We start from the raw sequence: 19073 nt of genomic DNA on the forward strand, positions 1-19073 counted from the left end.
CGGCGACGGTCCCGCCACCCCCGGCTTGCGGCCCAACCGGGAGACCTGGGGCCCGGGCTCCGCCGGCGCCCCGGGGGCCTGCTCGGGGAGCGCCGCCCGCACCGCGGGTCCGTTCGTGTGTGAAGGAGCCTTTCCAGCACGCTTTTCGCCTGCCTGGTCCTCCCGTACCGGCAGCCACATCCGTTGCGCGCATACGACCAGGTCGGTAGGGCCGCGTCCGCAGTGGGGGCGATCCTCGACGGTCGGCGGGTCACCCCGGTGTGTAGGTCGCGGGGGCGCGGGACGGCCGGGTCGGAGGCAGAGCCGGAGCCCGGATGCCCCGGCTCACCTCCGCTCGCGAAGGAGGCGCGCGTCGGGTGCTGTTCGCGCGGGCGCACGCTCTCGGGGGATGCCCGCGCCGGCGTGCGACGGCTTCACCGTCGCCGGACGCCGGGGTGATCGTCGCCGACTCCGCGGCGCGGCGCCGGAGCCGCCCGACACCCCGACCGCCAGGCGAGCCTTCACCGTACCGAGCGAAGTCCGCTCGCCGACCAGGGCTTTCGGCTGATTTCGGCGCCGAACGCCGACGTCCCCGAACCGGTGCCCGCCCCCGGCCGTCGGGCCGCGGCTCACCCGTCGAGCGGAACGCGGGTCGGCCTGCGACGCACCGGCCCCGGTGGCGCCCCGGACGCACTGGACCCACGGGCCGCCGCGTCGCCCCCTCCCGGCCCGTCCGCACCAGGCCTTGAGGATCGCCCACGAACCCGCCGTCGCGCCCCGCATCGCGTTGCCGACCTGCCGCTCGCTCTCCGAAGGGCTTCTGCGGCCCGCCCGAACACGGCCGAACACCCGGCCGTCGACCATTCGACATGACTGGCCCGGTGCCGACCGGGCAAGGATCCCCGTGAACGTGTTCGAGCAGGGGGGAAACCGACATCGACACGCGGGCGGGGGTCATGGAGAGGCAGGCACGGGGAAGCGGTCCGACGACGATCGTGGGCGTCTCGGCGACGAGACGGACGCGGAAGACCGGGGAGGACCCGACCGCAGACGCGCCGGAGCAGGGCGGGGCCGGACAGCTCAATCGCCGACTGGGACGGGCCGACCTGCGGGCGGTCCCCGAGGCGCGCCGGGCGCTCCGGGAACTGTTACGGGGGTGGGGGAAGCCCGGCCGGTCGGAGACGGCGGAGCTGCTGACCAGCGAGCTCGTCACCAACGCGCTCGTGCACACCGACGACGACGCGGTCCTGACGGCCACCGTCTCATCGTCCGGTCTGCGGGTCGAGGTACGGGACTTCGTCGCCCGCCGGCCGCGGCCGAGCGCGCCGACGGCCGACGAGGGCACCCACGGGCGGGGCCTGGTCCTGGTCGAGTCCCTCGCGGACACCTGGGGCGTACGGGCACAGGGCGGCGGGAAGGTCGTCTGGTTCGAACTGGGCGCCGGAGCCGCGTGAGCCGCGTCCGTCGGAGAAGCCTCGCCGCACCCTGAACACCGCACGCCCGACGGCGGAGGACGCCCGACGAACAATGGACGACGCCTGACGAACATCGGCGGTGCATGACGGACAGCGGCGCCGCGCGACGGACAACTCAAGACGGGACAACTCAAGACGGACGCCACACGACGGACGCCACACGACCGACCGTGCGAGACGGACGCCGCACAACCGATGCCGCGCAACCGACCCCGCACGAGGGGCGACGCTCAACCACCGGCCGAGGACCGGACGACGGACGTCGCACGTCGGAGGGGAAAGGGCGGACGACGGACGGGAAGGGGGCGCGACCGTCGCGGTCGCGCCCCCTTCCCGTCGTGTCTGTCCGCCCGTCACCCGGCCGTCAGCCGAACTGCTGCTCCAGGTCCTTGAGCTTGCGCTCCAGGGAGTCGAGGCGCGGCAGCGCCATGGTGTCGTCCTCCGCGGTGAGGTCGACGGTCATCGATTCAGAGCCGTGGCGAACGGGCTGCAGGGAGGGCCGGGACCGTAGGGGCAGCTGCTCCGCCGAGTTCGCTATGGCAGGCTCCGCGGGGACGCGTTCGGCCGTGGCCCGCTCCAGAGCGGCCTGGGCCTCGACCTGGCGGCCCCCGCCCCGACCGGGGAACCGGCCGTGGCCCCGGCTGATCGCCTTCAACTGCGCCCGCTCGACCCGCTGCTGCTCGCGACGGCGCAGCTTGGTCTCCTCCTTGCGGGCCTTGTCCTCGCGGACCTCTTCGACGGCTTCGTCGAGACTGCGCACGCCCTCCAGCAGCATCAGCGACCAGGCCCTGTAGGTCTCGCGAGGGGCGCGCACCCAGCGCACGACGCGGATCTGCGGCAGCGGACGGGGCACGAGACCCTGCTCGCGCAGCGCCGCCCGGCGCGTCTGCTTCAGGGCCCGGTCGAAGAGCACGGCCGCCGAGAGCGACATGCCGGAGAAGAACTGCGGGGCGCCGTCGTGACCCAGGCCCCGCGGCGCGTGCACCCAGTTGAACCAGGCCGCGGCCCCGGCGAACGTCCATACGAGTATGCGGGAGCCGAGCGCCGCGTCACCGTGGCTGGCCTCGCGCACCGCGAGCACGGAGCAGAACATCGCCGCGCCGTCCAGGCCGAACGGCACGAGGTATTCCCAGCCGTTGGTGAGGCCGAGGTTCTGCTGGCCGAAGCCGACCAGACCGTGGAAAGAGAGGGCGGCGGCCACGGCCGCGCAGCAGAACAGAAGGACGTAGGAAGCGGTTCCGTATATGGCTTCCTTGCGCCTGCGGCGTTCCTCGGTGCGTTCCCACGAGTCGTCCGCGCTCGCGCTCGCCCCGGAGGAGCGCTTGCCGCGCGCGAGCACCGCCACCGCCGCCAGCATGCCCAGGAGCAGTACGGCGCCCGGAAGCAGCCAGTTCAGCGATATGTCGGTAAGTCTCATCTGGGGTCCCTTGCATTGGGATAGGGCGTAACGCCCGCCATAGTGGCGCAATCCCGCCGTCCCTCAGGGGGTTTCGGGGCAAGAGGCCGCCAAGGAGGTGCAAGGGAATGCCCAGGGCGACGTTCTGCTCGAACTGCCGCTTGAGGGGCGGGAGTTGAGTTCGAATAAGACTACCCGTAAGGGTGGTTCCACGGAAAGTTCCCGTGACGAGTGAGGAAGTGGTGAATCGCCTGTACCCCTACGGCAGTCCCGTTCGGGTGATCTTACGGGAACCGCGACAGGATCACCTCCCCGGGGTGCCGGACCTGATCGAACCTCAACTCAGGTGACACCCCGGATCCCCCAGGCCTGAGTGGACGTCAACTCGCAGCGACTTCGCCCAGCTTGGCGACGCGGTCGGCGTCGCAGGTGCGCGGGCAGGTGACGCAGGTGGCGTCGGGCCGCACGGTGTAGAACATGCAGCAGCTCGCCCGGTCCCGGGTGGGCAGGGACTCGCCGTCCGGGCCGGTCAGCTCGCGGAAGGCCGCCGAGCCGACGTACGGCCGCGTCGTCCCCGGCAACAGCAGCTCCAGCTCCCGCCGTGCCCGCTCCCGCTCGTCGCCGCCGAACAGCTGGGCGACGTGCCAGAGCCCCTCCACCACCTCGTCGGTCACCATGCCCCACAGGGCGCGGCCACGCCGCCGGGTGCGCGGACCGAAACCGGCGAGCAGCGGCTCGTGGTGCTCGGCTATCGCGGCGCGGACCTCCGCGCGCAGTGCCTCCTCGTCCGGGACCACCCGGGCGCCGGGCGTGAGCGCCGCCGGATCGCCCGGCAGGCAGGCGAAGGTGGTGGGCGGGCGGACGGTCATCAGCATGCCGCCGCCGGTACGGTCGTACGCGACGTGTGTCACGGGCAGGCGGGGCACCCGGCGGTGGAGGAACCACGGAACGGTGATCAGCAGGCAGGCGGGCCAGGAGTACCGGTGCAGTCCGAATCCGGCCACCACGTCCGGGCGGGCCTGCCGGCCGTGGTCGCGCACGACCTGAGCGTCGTCCCAGGCCAGGAAGGCGTCCAGGGCCGCGCCGCCGGCGGCCAGCTCGGCTGCCGTGACCCAGCCGCCGCCCCGGGGAAACGGCTCCGTGCGTCCCAGCTCCGTGACGGTCAGGCCCGGCAGGACCTGCGTCAGGCGGGCGTAGGCCTCCGCCGTGGGCGACAGGGCTGTGGGCATGCCGGTACCGCCGTTTCAAGAGCGCTTGCAGGTAAGCCTTACCTTACCCAGCCTTTCGGGGGGTGTTCGCCCGACCCGGTCCGGTCCGGGACGGAGGCCCCCCATTACCCCGGAAGCGGCAGGTGCGCCTAAGGTGCTTGACGGACGAGTAACAACCAGTCGTAATGACCCCAAGTACCGACAAGGCCGGAGGAGGCCCCGTGGAGCAGAGTGCGCAGGGCTCCACCGGTACCGGGGCCCCGGCCGGACCCGGGACGGACGATCGCGCCCGCGTGCCGGCGCAGGCCCGCTCCGGGGCCGTCGGGTACGGTCAGGTCGCGGACCGCGCACGGTGCGGCCCGACGGACGACGCGCGTGGCGAACACACGCGCAGTGAGGCCCCTTCCCCCGCTCTCGGCTTCGCCCGGCCGGGAGGCTCCCCGTCGCCTTCCCGGCCCGTGATCCAGCGGGCCTCGGTGCGCGGTCAGATACTCGACGCCCTGCGCACCGCGCTCGTCACCGGGGAGCTGCTCCCGGGCGAGGTGTACTCCGCCCCGGTCCTCGGCGAACGCTTCGGCGTCTCCGCGACGCCCGTCCGCGAGGCGATGCAGCAGCTCGCGCTGGAGGGCGCGGTCGAGGTCGTCCCCAACCGGGGGTTCCGGGTGATCGTACGGGGCGCCCGTGAGCTCGCCGAGCTCACCGAGGTGCGCGCGCTGATCGAGGTGCCCGTGATGCTGCGGCTCGCCCGTACGGTGCCCGGCGAGCGGTGGACGGAGCTGAGGCCGCTGGCCGAGGCGAGCGTGCGCGCCGCCGCCTCCGGCTGCCGTGCCACCTACGCGGAGGCCGACCGGATCTTCCACCGGTCGCTGCTCGCCCTCTCCGGCAACGAGCAGCTGGTCGCGATCGCCGACGATCTGCACAGACGGTCGCAGTGGCCGCTGACCGGCGGACCGGCACGGCGCGGGCGGGCGGACCTCGTCGCCGACGCGGCCGAGCACCTGTCGCTGCTGGAGGCGCTCACGGCGGGCGAGTTGGACGTGGTGCAGGCGCTGGTCCGGGAGCACTTCGCGGGCGCGAGCGGCTGAGCGAGCGTCCTGCGGCCGTTCCGCCCAGGCGGCCGTTCCGCCCAGGCGGCCGTTCCGCCCAGGCGGCCGTTTCGCCCGTCCGGGCTCGCCTTCGCCGTCGTTTCTCCCGTTACTACGGTTACTCCCGTTACCGCCGCCGCTACATTTTCTGCCGTTTCTGCCGTTTCTGCCGTTTCCGCCACCTCTGCCGTTTCTTTCTTCCCGTCACACGCCGGATCCTCCCGTCACACGCCGGATCTTCCCGTCACACGCCGGACGGGCTCGGGGTGGCCGGTGGCGTCAGTTGGCGTGCCAGCCAGGTCGGAACGCCGCCCAGGAGCCGGAACAGACGTCGTGCCTCCTCGCGCAGGCGTGAGGCCTCCGGTTCGACCTCCGCGTCCGCCAGCGAGGCCAGCGCCGGAGCGGTGCCCACCAGGTAGCCCAACTCCTCCCGGAGGCGCAGGGATTCGGCGAAGCCGTGCCGGGCCTCGGCCACCTCGCCGTCGCGCAGGGCGAGTCCGGCGAGATGACGCCAGGTGAAGGACAGCAGCAGCGAGTCCGAGTGCGCGGCGGCCGCCGTGTGGGCGCGTCGGTACGCGGCCCTGGCCGCCTGCGGGGAACGCGAGATGTTCTCCGCGAGCAGGCCCCTGCGGAAGTCCAGCAGGGCCCGGCCCGTCGCGTCCGGCGGGATCAGCGCCGCCGCCCGGCCCAGCGCGGCCCGCGCCTCGTCCACCCGGTCGCGCACCCCGTGGAGCGTGGCCGCGTAGGCGAGTTGCCCGCGTTCGCAAGCGGCCGCGCCGCGTTCCTCGTCGTCGTGGGCCAGCGCCTCCGCCGTGCGCAGCGCGTCCTCGGCGTCCTGCCAGCCCTGTTCGGTGTACAGGCACCGTTCCACGAGCAGCGCGGCCCGCTGGACGGCGCCAGCGGCCGTGTCGGGGGGGATCAGGGCCGCCGCGTCGACCCAGCAGGCCCGCGAGCGCAACCGCCATACCGCGCTCTGGAGGGGATCGTCACCTGAGGTCGTTCCGGTACCGGACATGGCGGAATGCGCCACGTTGCCCTCCCCGAGCGCGCCGTCGAGCTGTGAGTGGTGGCCGCATCTCAGCACGGATCGAGGCACCGGGCCAAGGGGGCGGGTGAAGGATTTCACAAAGTCGGGGGAGTCCGCGTGCCCCGAGGTCCACGCGAGCCGCCGGTAACGGCAGGTAACCGGTGTCGGCCTGTCGTCAGCTCATGCGCAGGGCCAGGAAGAAGTCCAGCTTGTCCTCCAGCCGCGAGAGGTCACGGCTCGTCAACTGCTCGATCCGCCCGACCCGGTAGCGCAGCGTGTTGACGTGCAGGTGCAGGCGGGAGGCGCACCGGGTCCACGAACCGTCGCAGTCGAGGAACGCCTCCAGGGTCGGGATCAGCTCGGCGCGGTGGCGTCGGTCGTAGTCGCGCAGGGGGTCCAGGAGGCGGGCGGTGAACGCCCGGCGCACGTCGTCGGGGACGAACGGGAGCAGCAGGACGTGCGAGGCGAGCTCCTGGTGTCCCGCCGCGCAGACCCGTCCGGGACGGGCGGCGGCCACCCGCCGCGCGTGCCGTGCCTCCTCCAGCGCCCCGCGCAGCCCCTCCGCGGAGTGCACGGCGGCGCTGACGCCCAGGGTCAGCCGGCCGTCGCCGTCCAGACCGGCCGACAGCGGCTCCCGCACGGCGGCCAGCAGCGCGTCGGCGAGGACGCCGGTCTCGGCGCCGTCGTGCTCGCCGGGCACGGCCGGCAGCGGGACGAGGGCGATGGCCTCGTCGCCCGCATGGGCGACGGCGATGCGGTCGGACGGCTCGGGCCCGGTGGCCACGGGGTCGACCAGGATCTCCTCCAGCAGGGACTGGGCGACCGGGCCGGCCTCCAGGCCGCCGTCCTCCCACTCCACGCGGGCCACCACCACCTGCCAGTGCGGGGCGGTCCCCAGGCCCGGCAGCAGCACCGGAGCGGCGACCCGAAGACGGGCCGCGATCTCCGCCGGAGCCGCGCCCGTCTGGACCAGTTCGAGCACCTCCTGCGCGAGGCGGCGGCGCACCGAGCGCGCCGCGTCCCTGCGGTCCCGTTCCACCGCGATGAGCTGGGTGACGCCCTGCAGCAGGTCGAGGCGCTCGTCCGCCCAGTCGCCCGCGTCCGCCTCGACGGCCAGCAGCCAGTCCGACAGGACGCTCTCGCGCACGTCCCGCGCCCCGGGCGCGCCCGGGGCGCCCACGGGATGCTGGGCGGTCCGCGACGTCTGGGGGACCTGCGGGAGGTGCGGGGCCTGCGGTGAGCGGCCGCTGCTGCGGATCGGGAACAGGGAGAACGTCGTCTGGCCCACGATCGCCCGGTGCGGGCCGCGCCGTCCGGTGCGGACGGCCGCGAGCTGCTCCGCCGCGAGCTTGGCGCAGACGTCGGACGGCAGGCTCGGGCCCGCCGTCTTCGGGCCCGCGATGAGCCGGCCGGTGGGGGACAGGACCCAGGCGCGCAGGTCCAGGTCGGAGCCGAGCAGGTCCAGGACCACGTCCGGGCCGCCGCCGGCCGGACCTGAGGTCATCATCCGGCGGTGGCGGTCGACCACGGCCGCGAGGTCGCCGGCGCGCTCGCCGGAGACCTGCCGCACGACGTGCTCGGTGATCGTCGCGAAGGCCACCGACTCGTGCACCGCGAACAGCGGGAGCCGGTGCCGGGCACAGGCCGCGACCAGGTCCTCCGGGACGTCGCCCAGCTCCGCCTCGCCGGCCGCGAGCGCGGCCACCCCGGCCTGCACCAGGATCCGCACGAACGGCTCGGAGTCCGTCGCGTCCCGGCGCCAGGCCAGGCCCGTCAGCACCAGCTCGCCGCCGGAGAGGTAGCGGCTGGGGTCGCGCAGGTCGGTGGTCATGACCCCGCGCACCGCGCGGTCCAGCTCGTCCTCGCCGCCGAGGAGCCCGAGGCCCAGCGCATCGGTGTCCAAAAGTGCGCGCAGCCGCATCTCGTCGCCGCCGTTCTCTGTCTCGAAATCTACGATGGATCGTGAAGGAGGTGGTGGAAAAGGTCCGCCGCCGGTTCTGCTCCGGAGCCCGGGCCGCCGCGGTGGAACATCGGAAACCGCATTCTTCGATTGCCAGGCTGTTTCCCGCGTTTCTGCAGGAAAACGAAGAGGTTACCGATGACCTTCGTTCATACGAATCTACAAGATGCCCGGACGGACCAGCCAACTCCTTCATGGTTTCCGTGACTGACCCGCTCGGAGCAACCGGCTGTGTACTGGCCTCACTCCGCGTGAACAGCACATGAACGAGCCGGGCCCGCCGCCCCCGATTCTGGCTCGATAGAGACGACTCACACGACTCACACGACTCATGAGACGAAGAAGAGAGCCGGTCATGGACTTCCTTCGCCCCGCCAGCTGGGAGGAGGCGCTCGCCGCGAAGGCCGAGCACCCCACCGCCGTGCCGATTGCGGGTGGCACCGACGTGATGGTCGAGATCAACTTCGACCACCGCAGGCCCGAGTACCTGCTCGACCTGAACCGCGTCGGAGACCTGTACGAGTGGGAGGTCGGCCAGGACAGCGTGCGGCTCGGGGCCTCCGTCCCGTACTCCCGGATCATGGAGCACCTGCGCGGCGAGCTGCCGGGCCTCGCGCTCGCCTCGCACACCGTGGCCTCCCCGCAGATCCGCAACCGCGGCGGCGTCGGCGGCAACCTCGGCACCGCCTCCCCGGCCGGCGACGCCCATCCCGCCCTGCTCGCCGCCGGCGCCGAGGTCGAGGCCGAGTCGGTGCGCGGCTCACGCCGGATCCCGATCGACGCGTTCTACACGGGCGTGAAACGCAACGCCCTCGCCCCCGACGAACTGATCCGCGCCGTCCACGTCAAGAAGGCCGACGGCCCCCAGCAGTACTCCAAGGTCGGCACCCGCAACGCCATGGTCATCGCCGTCTGCGCCTTCGGCCTGGCCCTGCACCCCGCGACCCGGACCGTGCGCACCGGCATCGGCTCCGCCGCCCCCACCCCCGTCCGGGCCAGGACCGCCGAGGAGTTCCTCGACGCGGCCCTCGAAGAAGGCGGTTTCTGGGACAACGGAAAAGTCATCACCCCCTCGGTCGCCAAGCAGTTCGCCGACCTGTGCGCCGCCGCCTGCAACCCGATCGACGACGTCCGGGGCACCGCGAGCTACCGCCGCCACGCGGTCGGCGTCATGGCCCGCCGGACGCTCACCTGGACCTGGGAGTCGTACCGCGGCGCCCGCCGCGCCTCGAAGGGAGCCGCGTGATGCGCGTCAACTTCACTGTCAACGGACGCCCGCAGGAAGCCGACGACGTGTGGGAGGGCGAGAGCCTGCTGTACGTGCTGCGCGAACGGCTCGGACTTCCGGGCTCCAAGAACGCCTGCGAGCAGGGCGAGTGCGGATCGTGCACGGTCCGGCTGGACGGCGTCCCGGTGTGCTCGTGCCTGGTCGCCGCCGGCCAGGTCGAAGGCCGTGACGTCGTCACCGTCGAAGGACTCGCCGAGCACGCCAGGCAACGCGCCGAGCGCGACCGTTGCGAGACCGCTTCCTGCGGCGTCCCGGCCGCCCCGGCCACCTCCGGCACCTCCCTCGACGAGGCCCGGGCGTGGCAGGCCACGGGCGCCGACTCCCAGGCCGGCGATGGCGGCGAACTCGCCCCGATCCAGCAGGCCTTCATCGACGCCGGCGCCGTCCAGTGCGGTTTCTGCACCCCGGGTCTGCTGGTCGCCGCCGACGAGCTGCTCGAACACCACCCGAACCCGACCGACGCGGACATCCGCGAGGCGCTCTCGGGCAACCTGTGCCGCTGCACCGGCTACGAGAAAATCATGGACGCGGTCCGCCTGGCGGCCGCCCGACAGGGAGAGGCGGTCTGACGATGCCTTCGCCCACCTTCGGCTCCGCTCGAGCGGACGGCACCCGCAGCAGCGCCCCTCTCGGCACCCCCGTCAAGGTCACCCAGGGCTCCCCGACCAAGGGCGGCGTAGGCGAGTCCACGCTCCGCCCCGACGGCACCCTCAAGGTCACCGGCGAGTTCGCGTACTCGTCCGACCTGTGGCACGAGGACATGCTCTGGGGCCAGATCCTGCGCTCCACGGTCGCGCACGCCGAGATCGTCTCCATCGACACCTCCGAGGCTCTGGCCACCCCGGGCGTCTACGCCGTCATGACGTACGACGACCTGCCGACCGAGGTGAAGACCTACGGCCTGGAGATCCAGGACACCCCGGTCCTGGCCCACGGCAAGGTACGCCACCACGGCGAGCCGGTCGCTATCGTCGCCGCCGACCACCCGGAGACCGCCCGCCGCGCCGCCGCCAAGATCAGGGTCGAGTACCGCGACCTGCCGGTGATCACCGACGAGGCGTCCGCGACCGCCCCGGACGCGATCCTCATCCACCACGACCGCGACGACCACCACATCGGCCACGTCCCGCACCCCAACATCGTCCACCGCCAGCCCATCGTGCGCGGCGACGCGGACGAGGCCGCCCGGCGCGCCGACGTCGTCGTCCGCGGCGAGTACACCTTCGGCATGCAGGACCAGGCCTTCCTCGGCCCGGAGTCCGGGCTCGCCGTCCCGGAGGAGGACGGCGGCGTCCACCTCTACATCGCCACCCAGTGGCTCCACTCCGACCTGCGCCAGATCGCCCCCGTCCTCGGCCTGCCCGAGAGCAAGGTGCGCATGACGCTGGCCGGCGTCGGCGGCGCCTTCGGCGGCCGCGAGGACCTGTCGATGCAGATCCACGCCTGTCTGCTGGCCCTGCGCACCGGAAAACCCGTCAAAATCGTTTACAACCGTTTCGAATCCTTCTTCGGCCATGTGCACCGTCACCCGGCCAAGCTCACCTACGAGCACGGCGCCACCAGGGACGGCAAGCTCACCCACGTCAAGTGCCGCATCGTCCTCGACGGCGGCGCGTACGCCTCCGCGTCCCCCGCCGTCGTCGGCAACGCCTCCTCGCTCGGCATCGGTCCGTACGTCGTCGACGACGTCGAGATCGAGGCCATCGCCCTCTACACCAACAACCCGCCCTGCGGCGCGATGCGCGGCTTCGGCGCGGTCCAGGCGTGCTTCGCCTACGAGGCGCAGATGGACAAGCTGGCCAAGGAACTCGGCCTGGATCCCGTGGAGTTCCGGCAGCGCAACGCGATGGAACAAGGATCCCTCCTGCCCACCGGGCAGAGGGTCGACTCGCCGGCGCCGGTCGCCGAACTGCTGCGCCGGGTCAAGGCGATGCCGCTGCCGCCGGAGCGTCAGTGGGAGAGCAGCGAGGGCGCGGACGTGCGACAGCTGCCCGGCGGTCTGTCCAACACCACGCACGGCGAGGGCGTCGTGCGGGGCGTCGGTTACGCGGTCGGCATCAAGAACGTCGGCTTCTCCGAGGGCTTCGACGACTACTCGACCGCCAAGGTCCGCATGGAGGTCGTCGGCGGCGAGCCCGTCGCGACCGTCCACACGGCCATGGCGGAGGTCGGCCAGGGCGGGGTCACCGTCCACGCGCAGATCGCCCGCACCGAGCTGGGCGTCACCCAGGTGACCATCCACCCGGCGGACACCCAGGTCGGCAGCGCCGGCTCGACCTCGGCCTCCCGGCAGACGTACGTCACCGGCGGCGCGGTCAAGAACTCCTGCGAGATGGTGCGGGAGCAGGTCCTGGAGATCGGGCGCCGCAGGTTCGGCGCCCACCACCCCGCCTGGGCCACCGCCGAACTGCTCCTGGAGGGCGGCAAGGTCGTCACCGACGGCGGCGAGGTCCTCGCCGACCTCGTGGACGTGCTCGCCGACGAGGCCGTCGAGGTCGAGGCGGAGTGGCGGCACCGGCCGACCGAGTCCTTCGACCTGCGCACCGGCCAGGGCAACGGCCACGTCCAGTACTCCTTCGCCGCGCACCGCGCGGTCGTCGAGGTCGACACCGAACTCGGACTGGTGAAGGTCATCGAGCTGGCCTGCGCCCAGGACGTCGGAAAGGCGCTGAATCCGCTTTCCGTGATCGGTCAGATCCAGGGCGGCACCATCCAGGGTCTGGGCGTGGCGGTCATGGAGGAGATCATCGTCGACCCGAAGACGGCCAAGGTCAGGAACCCGTCCTTCACGGACTACCTGATCCCCACGATCCTCGACACGCCGACCATCCCGGTCGACGTGCTCGAACTCGCCGACGACCACGCCCCCTACGGGCTCCGTGGCGTCGGCGAGGCCCCCACCCTGTCGTCGACCCCGGCCGTCCTCGCGGCGATCCGGAACGCGACCGGACTGGAGCTCGACCGCACCCCCGTACGTCCGGAGCACCTCACCGGAACGTGACCCCCGAGGTCGCGACCAGCAGTTCCCCGGGGGCTCCCGCCCCCGGGCCCCTTGTTCGTCTCGGGCCGTCCCCCGGGTCGTCCCTTCCCAAATCCCGCACCCGGCCGCAGACGCCGCGCGGGTGCCCCTTTGAACCTTGGGAGATGGCCCATGACCCAGCAGTCACTGGAGCCGAGGACCACAGCCGACGACGCGGGCGAAGGCTCCCGCGTCCCGGCCGGACGGTCCTGGCTCGACCGTTACTTCCACATATCCGGGCGGGGCTCCACGGTCGCCCGCGAAGTGCGCGGCGGCGTCACCACCTTCATGGCGATGGCGTACATCCTCCTGCTCAACCCCCTGATCCTGTCCGGCAAGGACGCGGCCGGAGACACCCTCGGCCAGAAGGCCCTGATCACCGCAACCGCCTTCGCAGCCGCTTTCACCACGTTGCTGATGGGTTTCTTCGGCAAGGCGCCCCTCGCCCTCGCGGCCGGCCTGTCCGTCTCCGGGGTGCTCTCCTCCCAGGTCGCCCCCCAGATGACGTGGCCACAGGCGATGGGCATGTGCGTGATGTACGGCGTCGTCATCATGCTGCTGGTCGTCACCGGCCTGCGCGAGATGATCATGAATGCGATCCCGCTCGCCCTCAAGCACGGCATCACCATGGGCATCGGCCTGTTCATCGCGCTCATCGGTTTCTACAAGTCCGGCTTCGTGCACCAGGGCAAGGCGACCCCGGTCACCCTCGGTCCGGCGGGCGAACTGGCGGGCTGGCCCGTGCTGCTGTTCGCCGGCACCCTGCTGCTGATCTTCATGCTCCAGGCCCGGAACATCCCCGGCGCCATCCTCATCGGCATCGTCGGCGGCACGGTGGTCGCGGCGATCCTCAACGCGACCGGGGTCGTCGACCCCCGCCAGTGGGCGGGCGGCGCCCCCGCACTGCACGGCGCCGCCGTCTCGATGCCCGACTTCTCACTCTTCGGGGACGTGGAGTTCGGCGGCTGGGGCGAGGTCGGCGCCATGACCGTCGGCCTGATCGTGTTCACCCTGGTCCTCGCCGGGTTCTTCGACGCGATGGCCACCATCATCGGCGTCGGCACCGAGGCGGGGCTCGCCGACGACAAGGGCCGCATGCCGGGCCTGTCCAAGGCGCTGTTCATCGACGGCGCCGGCGGCGCCGTCGGCGGGCTGGCGGGCGGTTCGGGCCAGACCGTGTTCATCGAGTCGGCGACGGGTGTGGGCGAGGGAGCGCGCACCGGCCTCGCCTCGGTCGTGACCGGGAGCTTCTTCGCGGCCTGTCTCTTCTTCACCCCGCTCACCGCGATCGTCCCGCAGGAGGTCGCCTCCGCCGCGCTGGTCGTCATCGGCGCGATGATGCTCATGAACGCCCGCCACGTCGACTGGGCCGACCGGGCAACCGCTGTCCCGGTGTTTCTGACCGTCGTCCTGATGCCGTTCACGTACACCATCACCACGGGTGTCGCCGCGGGCGTCATCTCCTACGTCGCGATCAGGACGGCGCAGGGCAGGGCGCGGGAGATCGGCGCCTTCATGTGGGGCCTGACGGTGATCTTCCTCGTCTACTTCTGCCTCCACCCCGTCGAGAGCTGGCTGGGCGTGCACTAGCCGCCCCTTCCACGGGCACCCGTCCTCCACCCGACCGCCGACAAGGAGACCGAGACATGCTGGACATCGCCGAGGAGCTCGACCGGTGGGTCGGGCAGGGCCGGGACTTCGCCGTGGCCACCGTCGTGGGCGTCGGCGGCAGTGCGCCCCGCCGGCCGGGCGCCGCCCTGGCGGTGGACGCCGACGGCACGGCGATCGGCTCGGTCTCGGGCGGCTGCGTGGAGGGCGCGGTCTACGAACTGTGCCGGCAGGCCCTGGAGGACGGGCAGCCGGTCCTGGAGCGATTCGGCTACAGCGACGACGACGCCTTCGCCGTCGGACTCACCTGCGGCGGGATCATCGACATCCTCGTCACCCCGGTGCGCGCCGGCGACCCGGTCCGCCCGGTGGTGGCGGCCGCCGTCGAGGCCGCCGCGTCCGGCGCGGCCGCGGCCCTCGCCCGGATCGTGAGCGGCCCGGCGGACCTCGTCGGCCGGGCACTGCTCGTCTCCTCGGACGACGATCACGACGGCGGTTCCCCCGCCGGCGGCGCTTTCGAAAGCGGTTCCCACCAGGGCGGCTTCGGAGCCCACCCCGAGCTGGACCGTACGGTCGCGGCCGAGGCCCGGGCTTTTCTCGACGCCGGTCGCACCGGCACGCTGGAGATCGGCGAGCAGGGGTCTCGTTGCGGGGCCCCGATCACCGTCCTCGTGGAGTCGTCCGTGCCGGCGCCGCGGATGATCGTGTTCGGGGCGATCGACTTCGCCTCGGCGCTGGTGCGGGTCGGCAAGTTTTTGGGCTACCGCGTGACGGTGTGCGACGCGCGCCCCGTCTTCGCCACCGCGGCCCGCTTCCCGGAGGCGGACGAGATCGTCGTCGAGTGGCCGCACACCTACCTGGAGCGTACGGAGGTGGATGCGCGGACCGTGCTGTGCGTGCTCACCCACGACGCCAAGTTCGACGTCCCCCTGCTGAGACTGGCGTTGCGTCTCCCGGTCGCCTACGTCGGCGCGATGGGGTCCCGCCGCACCCATCTGGACCGCAACGCCCGGCTACGTGAAGTAGGCGTCACCGAGATGGAGTTGGCGCGACTGCGGTCGCCCATCGGTCTGGACCTGGGCGCCCGTACGCCCGAGGAGACGGCGCTGTCGATCGCCGCGGAGATCGTCGCCGCCCGGCGTGGCGGCAGTGGGGTGTCGCTCACCGGCGCGCACACGCCGATCCATCACGACGCGACGGCGCCCGCGGTCAGGCGGATCGGCTCGGTCGCCTGAGCGGCGACTCCGTGTCGCGGTGGACGAACGGCGGATCCGGCGTCCGGTCAGGGGGTGCGCAGGAGTCGGTCGACGGCTCGCCCGAACATCGAACGGGCGGCGGCGCCGAGGAGCGGGTCGAAGAAAGAGGGCAGCAAACGCACACGCACATGCTCCCGCCAGGTCACGTGGGCCCGTCCACCCGGTCCCGGCCGTACCTCGATCTCGGCCCAGCCCCGGACGATCCGGCCGCGTTTCTCCAGGCGGCAGCGGCCCGGCGCCTCGTCGGTCGGCGGGGTCCACTCGGTCACCTCCATCGGGTCGTCGAAGGCGAGGGGGCCGAGGCCGGTCCGAGCCACGAAGGCGGTGCCCTGACGGGTCGGCGGGGGAGTGAGCACACAAACGCTCGTAAGCGGTACCACGTCACCGTGCCGGGACCACTCCGTCAGGCGGCGCCAGGCGTCGTCGGGGGGCAGCGGTGCCGTGCGTTCGAGCTGGAAGGTGGCCACGTGGTGATCGTAGGGAGTCGGAGCGCGCGGACGAAGGATCACCGTCCGGACCACAGGTCGGGTCGGGTCTTCGGGGGCCGGAGGAGGCCCGCCGCTGTCGGCGGCGGGCCTCCCGCGCCCCTGCCGTCGTCATCTCGACGGGCGTCTCACTGGGCGTAGTACGTCGCGTCAGCCCGGTCCGTCGCGGTGCTCGGGGTCTGCACGTACAGCAGGTAGTCGTAGTGGCGGATGTAGCGGCCCGGGGAGGCGTACGACTCGTAGGAGATTCCCGCGGCATCGGCGAGTCCGGCCCGCTGGTAATAGGTGGCGTCGGAGGCGAACGTCGAGGTGCCGTCGTTCTTCTCCAGCCACACCTCGGAGTTCTTCTGACGCAGGTAGTAGCCGGGGAAGCCGGCCGCCTCCAGGGAGACCGTGCCGGTTCCGGCGAGGCCGCTCACCACGCGGAACTGCGAGTCGGCGAGGGGGCTGACGTTCGCCTCGATCCGGGCGCGGTACTCCCAGTGGCGGATGAACCGGTCCGCGAAGTTGTATGAGGAGAAGCGTTCGGGCGTCACGCCGTCGGCCACCGGGATGCCGAAGTCGGGTGTGCCGTCGGCCTTCCAGTACACCTTCTGCACGCGGGTGCGGCGGTTGGGGTCGTTCAGGGGGTCGCCGGTGATGTCCCGGTAGCTGCGGTCGTGGTAGACGATGACGTCGGACCTGCCGTCCTCGGAGACGGTGAACGAGTTGTGGCCCGGCCCGTACTGCGAGGTCGCGGCGTTCGTCTTGAAGACGGGCTGCGATCCCTTGGTCCAGGACGCCGGGTCGGTGAGGTCGGCGCCGGCGGAGGCGGTCAGCATGCCCAGGCAGTAGTTGGCGTCGGTCGCGCTCGCCGAGTACGTCATGAACACCTTGCCGCCGTGCTGGATCACCGCGGGCCCCTCGTTGACCTTGAAGCCCACGGTCTCCCAGGACAGCGTCGGCTGCGAGATCTCCCTCGGGGCGCCGGAGATCGTCCAGGGGTTGGCCAGCTTGGCGATGAACAGGCTGGTGTTGTTGTCCTCGGCAGGGTTGCGCTGGGCCCAGGCGAGATAGCGGACCCCGTTCACGACGAACGTGGTGGAGTCGAGGGAGAAACTCTCCCACGTGGTCTTGATCTGACCCTTCTCGGTCCACGTCGCGCTGAGCGGGTTGGCGCCGACGCCTTCGAGGACGTACATCCGGATCGCCCATACGTCGCTGGTGGAGCCGGCGGCGAAGTACACGTACCACTTGCCGTCGATGAAGTGGATCTCGGGCGCCCAGATGTGGGAGCCCATGACCCCGCTGCTGTGCTTGGTCCAGATGGTGACCTCCTGGGCCGTGGACAGGCCCTGGATGGTCGTCGCCCGGCGCAGCACGATGCGGTCGTACTCGGGAACGGTCGCGGTGAAGTAGTAGTAACCGTCGGTGTGCTTGTAGATGTGCGGGTCGGCGCGCTTCTCGGCGATCGGGTTGGTGTACGTCACCGCGGGGGAGTCGGGCACGGCGGCCTGGGCCGGGCCGCCCACGGCGGTGAGGACGGCCGCGAGGGCGACGAGGCCCGCCAGGAGCAGCCGAACGGCGTTGCGTCTCAAGGGTGTTCTCCCAACAAGGAACCAAGGACAAGGGGCGAGGGGCAGGGGCAGGGGGCGGGCTCAGGCGGCGGGGACCAGCCGCCACTGCTGGCAGGTGTTGTTCAGCCAGGTCCACTGGCGGACGTCGGCGCCGTTCGCGGTCCCGCAGTCCGCCACGTCGGCGACCTTCGCGCTGTTCTCGCCGACGAGCCGGACGTAGTCGCCGCTCGCGGTGAAGACGAGACGGAAGCGCTGGCACTTGTTGTTCAGCCACGACCACTGGCGCAGGTCGGCGCCGTCCGCGGTGGAGCAGTCGGCGGTGTCGATCACCCCGCCGGTGGCCACGTTCACCAGGCGGCTGGTGTCGTCGCCCTGGTCCTCGATCCGCCACTTCTGGTTGGCCCCGCCGTTGCAGGTCCACTGCAGTATGTTCGCGCCGTCGGCGCTCGAACCGCCGGACACGTCGAGGCACTTGCCGCTGTTGCGGTTGACGAGGGTGTACGACGTCGGGGTCGTCGCCGTCTCGCCGGACGGGCCGGGCAGTGTCGTGCCGAGCGCGACCGGGGCGCCGAAGTTCGGCGTGCCGTCGGCGTTCCAGGTGAACTTCTGGGCACGCGTGGTGCGTCCGTTGCCGCAGCCGCCGCTCGCGGAGGAGTTGGCGTGGTAGACGATCCAGTTCTCGGTGCCGTCGGGTGAGGTGAAGAAACCGTTGTGGCCCGGTCCGTAGACGCCGCCCGCGTCGTTGCGCTGGAACACGGGCGTCTGTTTCTTCGTCCAGGACGCCGGGCTGAGCGGGTCGGAGCCGGTCAGTTCCAGCAGGCCGAGCTTGTAGTCGGCGGTCTGGCAGTAACTCGCGGAGAACGTGAGGAACGTGCGTCCGCCGTGGTAGAGCGGCTCGGGTCCCTCGTTGACCGGCGCGCCCGAGGTCTCCCAGCTCAGCGTGGGGCTGGAGATGACCGTGAACGCGCTGCTCGCCAGCGTGTACGGGTTGCTCATCGGCGCGATGACCAGGCTCTGCCTGCTGCCGTTCACCGAGCCGCTGCCGACGAGGTACAGCTTGCCGTTCGCCTGGAGCACGCTCGCGTCGATCAGCCAGCCGCCGGGGTCGAGGTCGGAGCCGGTGAGCGACCCCTTGTGGGTGTACGGGCCCAGCGGGTCGGCGCCCGCGCTCTCCAGGACCTGGGTGCGCTGAAGGTCGCAGCAGGCGGCCCCGCCCGGCGCGGCCGAGTAGTACAGGTACCAGTGCCCGTTGAACTGGTGGATCTCCGGCGCCCAGATGTTGCTGTCGCGGGTCGCGGTGGTGTCCGACCAGACCTGCACGGTGGGCGCGGTGGCGAGTCCCGCCAGCGTGGGCGACTTGCGCATGCCGAGGACGCCGGTGAACGTCGTGGTGATCAGGTAGTAGTCGCCGTTGTAGTACTCCAGCCAGGGGTCGGCGCCCTTGGCCGACTTCAGCGGGTTGGTGTAGGGGCGGCCATCGGCCGCGGACACCGGCTGGGTGGCCGCCACCAGGGCGACGAGGAGGGTCAGCACGCAGACGAGCAGGGATCTGCGGCGGTGTGTCCGAGGCATACGGGACCCGTCCCTTGTCCGTGAGGCAGCCAGTCCGCCATGTTCGTCATGTCGAACATGGTTCGTAACTTCGGCCAGAAGATAGGGGGCGTGCATGTCCTCGTCAATGGTTTGGGCAGCCGGGCAACGCGCCGGGGCGTCCGGCTCGGCCCTGTGGAC

14 protein-coding genes are annotated in these 19073 nt (G+C 71.9%); 7 read left to right on the top strand and 7 right to left on the bottom strand.

From position 1 onward, the window contains the following. Positions 1 to 935: 935 nt before the first annotated feature. Positions 936 to 1433 (top strand): ATP-binding protein, encoded by a 498-nt coding sequence (locus ACFVYK_RS31745; RefSeq protein WP_389779952.1) that lies wholly within the window; start codon positions 936 to 938, stop codon positions 1431 to 1433. Positions 1434 to 1818: 385 nt separating this feature from the next. Here ACFVYK_RS31745 and ACFVYK_RS31750 read toward each other — a convergent pair whose 3' ends face one another. Continuing rightward, positions 1819 to 2871 carry a DUF2637 domain-containing protein gene (locus ACFVYK_RS31750; RefSeq protein ID WP_389779954.1) on the bottom strand — a complete coding sequence of 351 codons (1053 nt, stop codon included), beginning with the start codon at positions 2869 to 2871 and terminating at the stop codon, positions 1819 to 1821. A gap of 359 nt (positions 2872 to 3230) precedes the next feature. Beyond that, the gene (locus ACFVYK_RS31755; RefSeq protein WP_389779956.1) at positions 3231 to 4079 is read right to left on the bottom strand and encodes a (2Fe-2S)-binding protein; all 849 of its coding nucleotides are present in this window, start codon (positions 4077 to 4079) and stop codon (positions 3231 to 3233) included. Positions 4080 to 4279: 200 nt separating this feature from the next. Here ACFVYK_RS31755 and ACFVYK_RS31760 point away from each other — a divergent pair, with 200 nt between their 5' ends. Continuing rightward, positions 4280 to 5143 (top strand): GntR family transcriptional regulator, encoded by an 864-nt coding sequence (locus ACFVYK_RS31760; protein ID WP_389779958.1) that lies wholly within the window; start codon positions 4280 to 4282, stop codon positions 5141 to 5143. 244 nt (positions 5144 to 5387) lie between these two features. Here the strand turns inward: ACFVYK_RS31760 and ACFVYK_RS31765 are convergent, their stop codons facing one another. Then, positions 5388 to 6173 carry a hypothetical protein gene (locus ACFVYK_RS31765; RefSeq protein ID WP_389779960.1) on the bottom strand — a complete coding sequence of 262 codons (786 nt, stop codon included), beginning with the start codon at positions 6171 to 6173 and terminating at the stop codon, positions 5388 to 5390. A 172-nt stretch (positions 6174 to 6345) separates the two neighbouring features. Next, positions 6346 to 8091 carry a PucR family transcriptional regulator gene (locus ACFVYK_RS31770; protein ID WP_389779962.1) on the bottom strand — a complete coding sequence of 582 codons (1746 nt, stop codon included), beginning with the start codon at positions 8089 to 8091 and terminating at the stop codon, positions 6346 to 6348. A 394-nt stretch (positions 8092 to 8485) separates the two neighbouring features. On the opposite strand from ACFVYK_RS31770, the gene ACFVYK_RS31775 reads away from it, so the two are divergent. The 5 genes from ACFVYK_RS31775 (at position 8486) to ACFVYK_RS31795 (ending at position 15280) form a co-directional block, all read left to right on the top strand. Then, the gene (locus tag ACFVYK_RS31775; RefSeq protein ID WP_389779964.1) at positions 8486 to 9376 is read left to right on the top strand and encodes an FAD binding domain-containing protein; all 891 of its coding nucleotides are present in this window, start codon (positions 8486 to 8488) and stop codon (positions 9374 to 9376) included. After that, positions 9376 to 9987 carry a (2Fe-2S)-binding protein gene (locus tag ACFVYK_RS31780; protein WP_389779966.1) on the top strand — a complete coding sequence of 204 codons (612 nt, stop codon included), beginning with the start codon at positions 9376 to 9378 and terminating at the stop codon, positions 9985 to 9987. The genes ACFVYK_RS31775 and ACFVYK_RS31780 overlap by 1 nt, the downstream gene beginning before the upstream one ends. 2 nt (positions 9988 to 9989) lie before the next feature. Beyond that, positions 9990 to 12419: a xanthine dehydrogenase family protein molybdopterin-binding subunit gene (locus ACFVYK_RS31785; protein WP_389779968.1), complete on the top strand. Its 2430-nt coding sequence runs from the start codon at positions 9990 to 9992 to the stop codon at positions 12417 to 12419. A 150-nt stretch (positions 12420 to 12569) separates the two neighbouring features. Then, a complete protein-coding gene (locus ACFVYK_RS31790; RefSeq protein WP_389779970.1) occupies positions 12570 to 14027 on the top strand; it encodes an NCS2 family permease in 1458 nt (485 codons plus the stop codon). 56 nt (positions 14028 to 14083) lie between these two features. After that, positions 14084 to 15280: an XdhC family protein gene (locus ACFVYK_RS31795; RefSeq protein ID WP_389779972.1), complete on the top strand. Its 1197-nt coding sequence runs from the start codon at positions 14084 to 14086 to the stop codon at positions 15278 to 15280. A 47-nt stretch (positions 15281 to 15327) separates the two neighbouring features. Here ACFVYK_RS31795 and ACFVYK_RS31800 read toward each other — a convergent pair whose 3' ends face one another. The 3 genes from ACFVYK_RS31800 to ACFVYK_RS31810 form a co-directional block, all read right to left on the bottom strand. Further along, positions 15328 to 15768, bottom strand: coding sequence for an SRPBCC family protein (locus tag ACFVYK_RS31800; protein ID WP_389779973.1), 441 nt, complete (start codon positions 15766 to 15768; stop codon positions 15328 to 15330). Positions 15769 to 15914: 146 nt separating this feature from the next. After that, a complete protein-coding gene (locus tag ACFVYK_RS31805; RefSeq protein ID WP_389779975.1) occupies positions 15915 to 17363 on the bottom strand; it encodes a family 43 glycosylhydrolase in 1449 nt (482 codons plus the stop codon). Positions 17364 to 17423: 60 nt separating this feature from the next. Then, positions 17424 to 18914, bottom strand: a complete 1491-nt coding sequence (locus ACFVYK_RS31810) for a family 43 glycosylhydrolase (protein WP_389779977.1) — start codon at positions 18912 to 18914, stop codon at positions 17424 to 17426. Positions 18915 to 19073: the final 159 nt, after the last annotated feature.

This window comes from Streptomyces sp. NPDC058291, assembly GCF_042880855.1.
Lineage (GTDB): Bacteria > Actinomycetota > Actinomycetes > Streptomycetales > Streptomycetaceae > Streptomyces.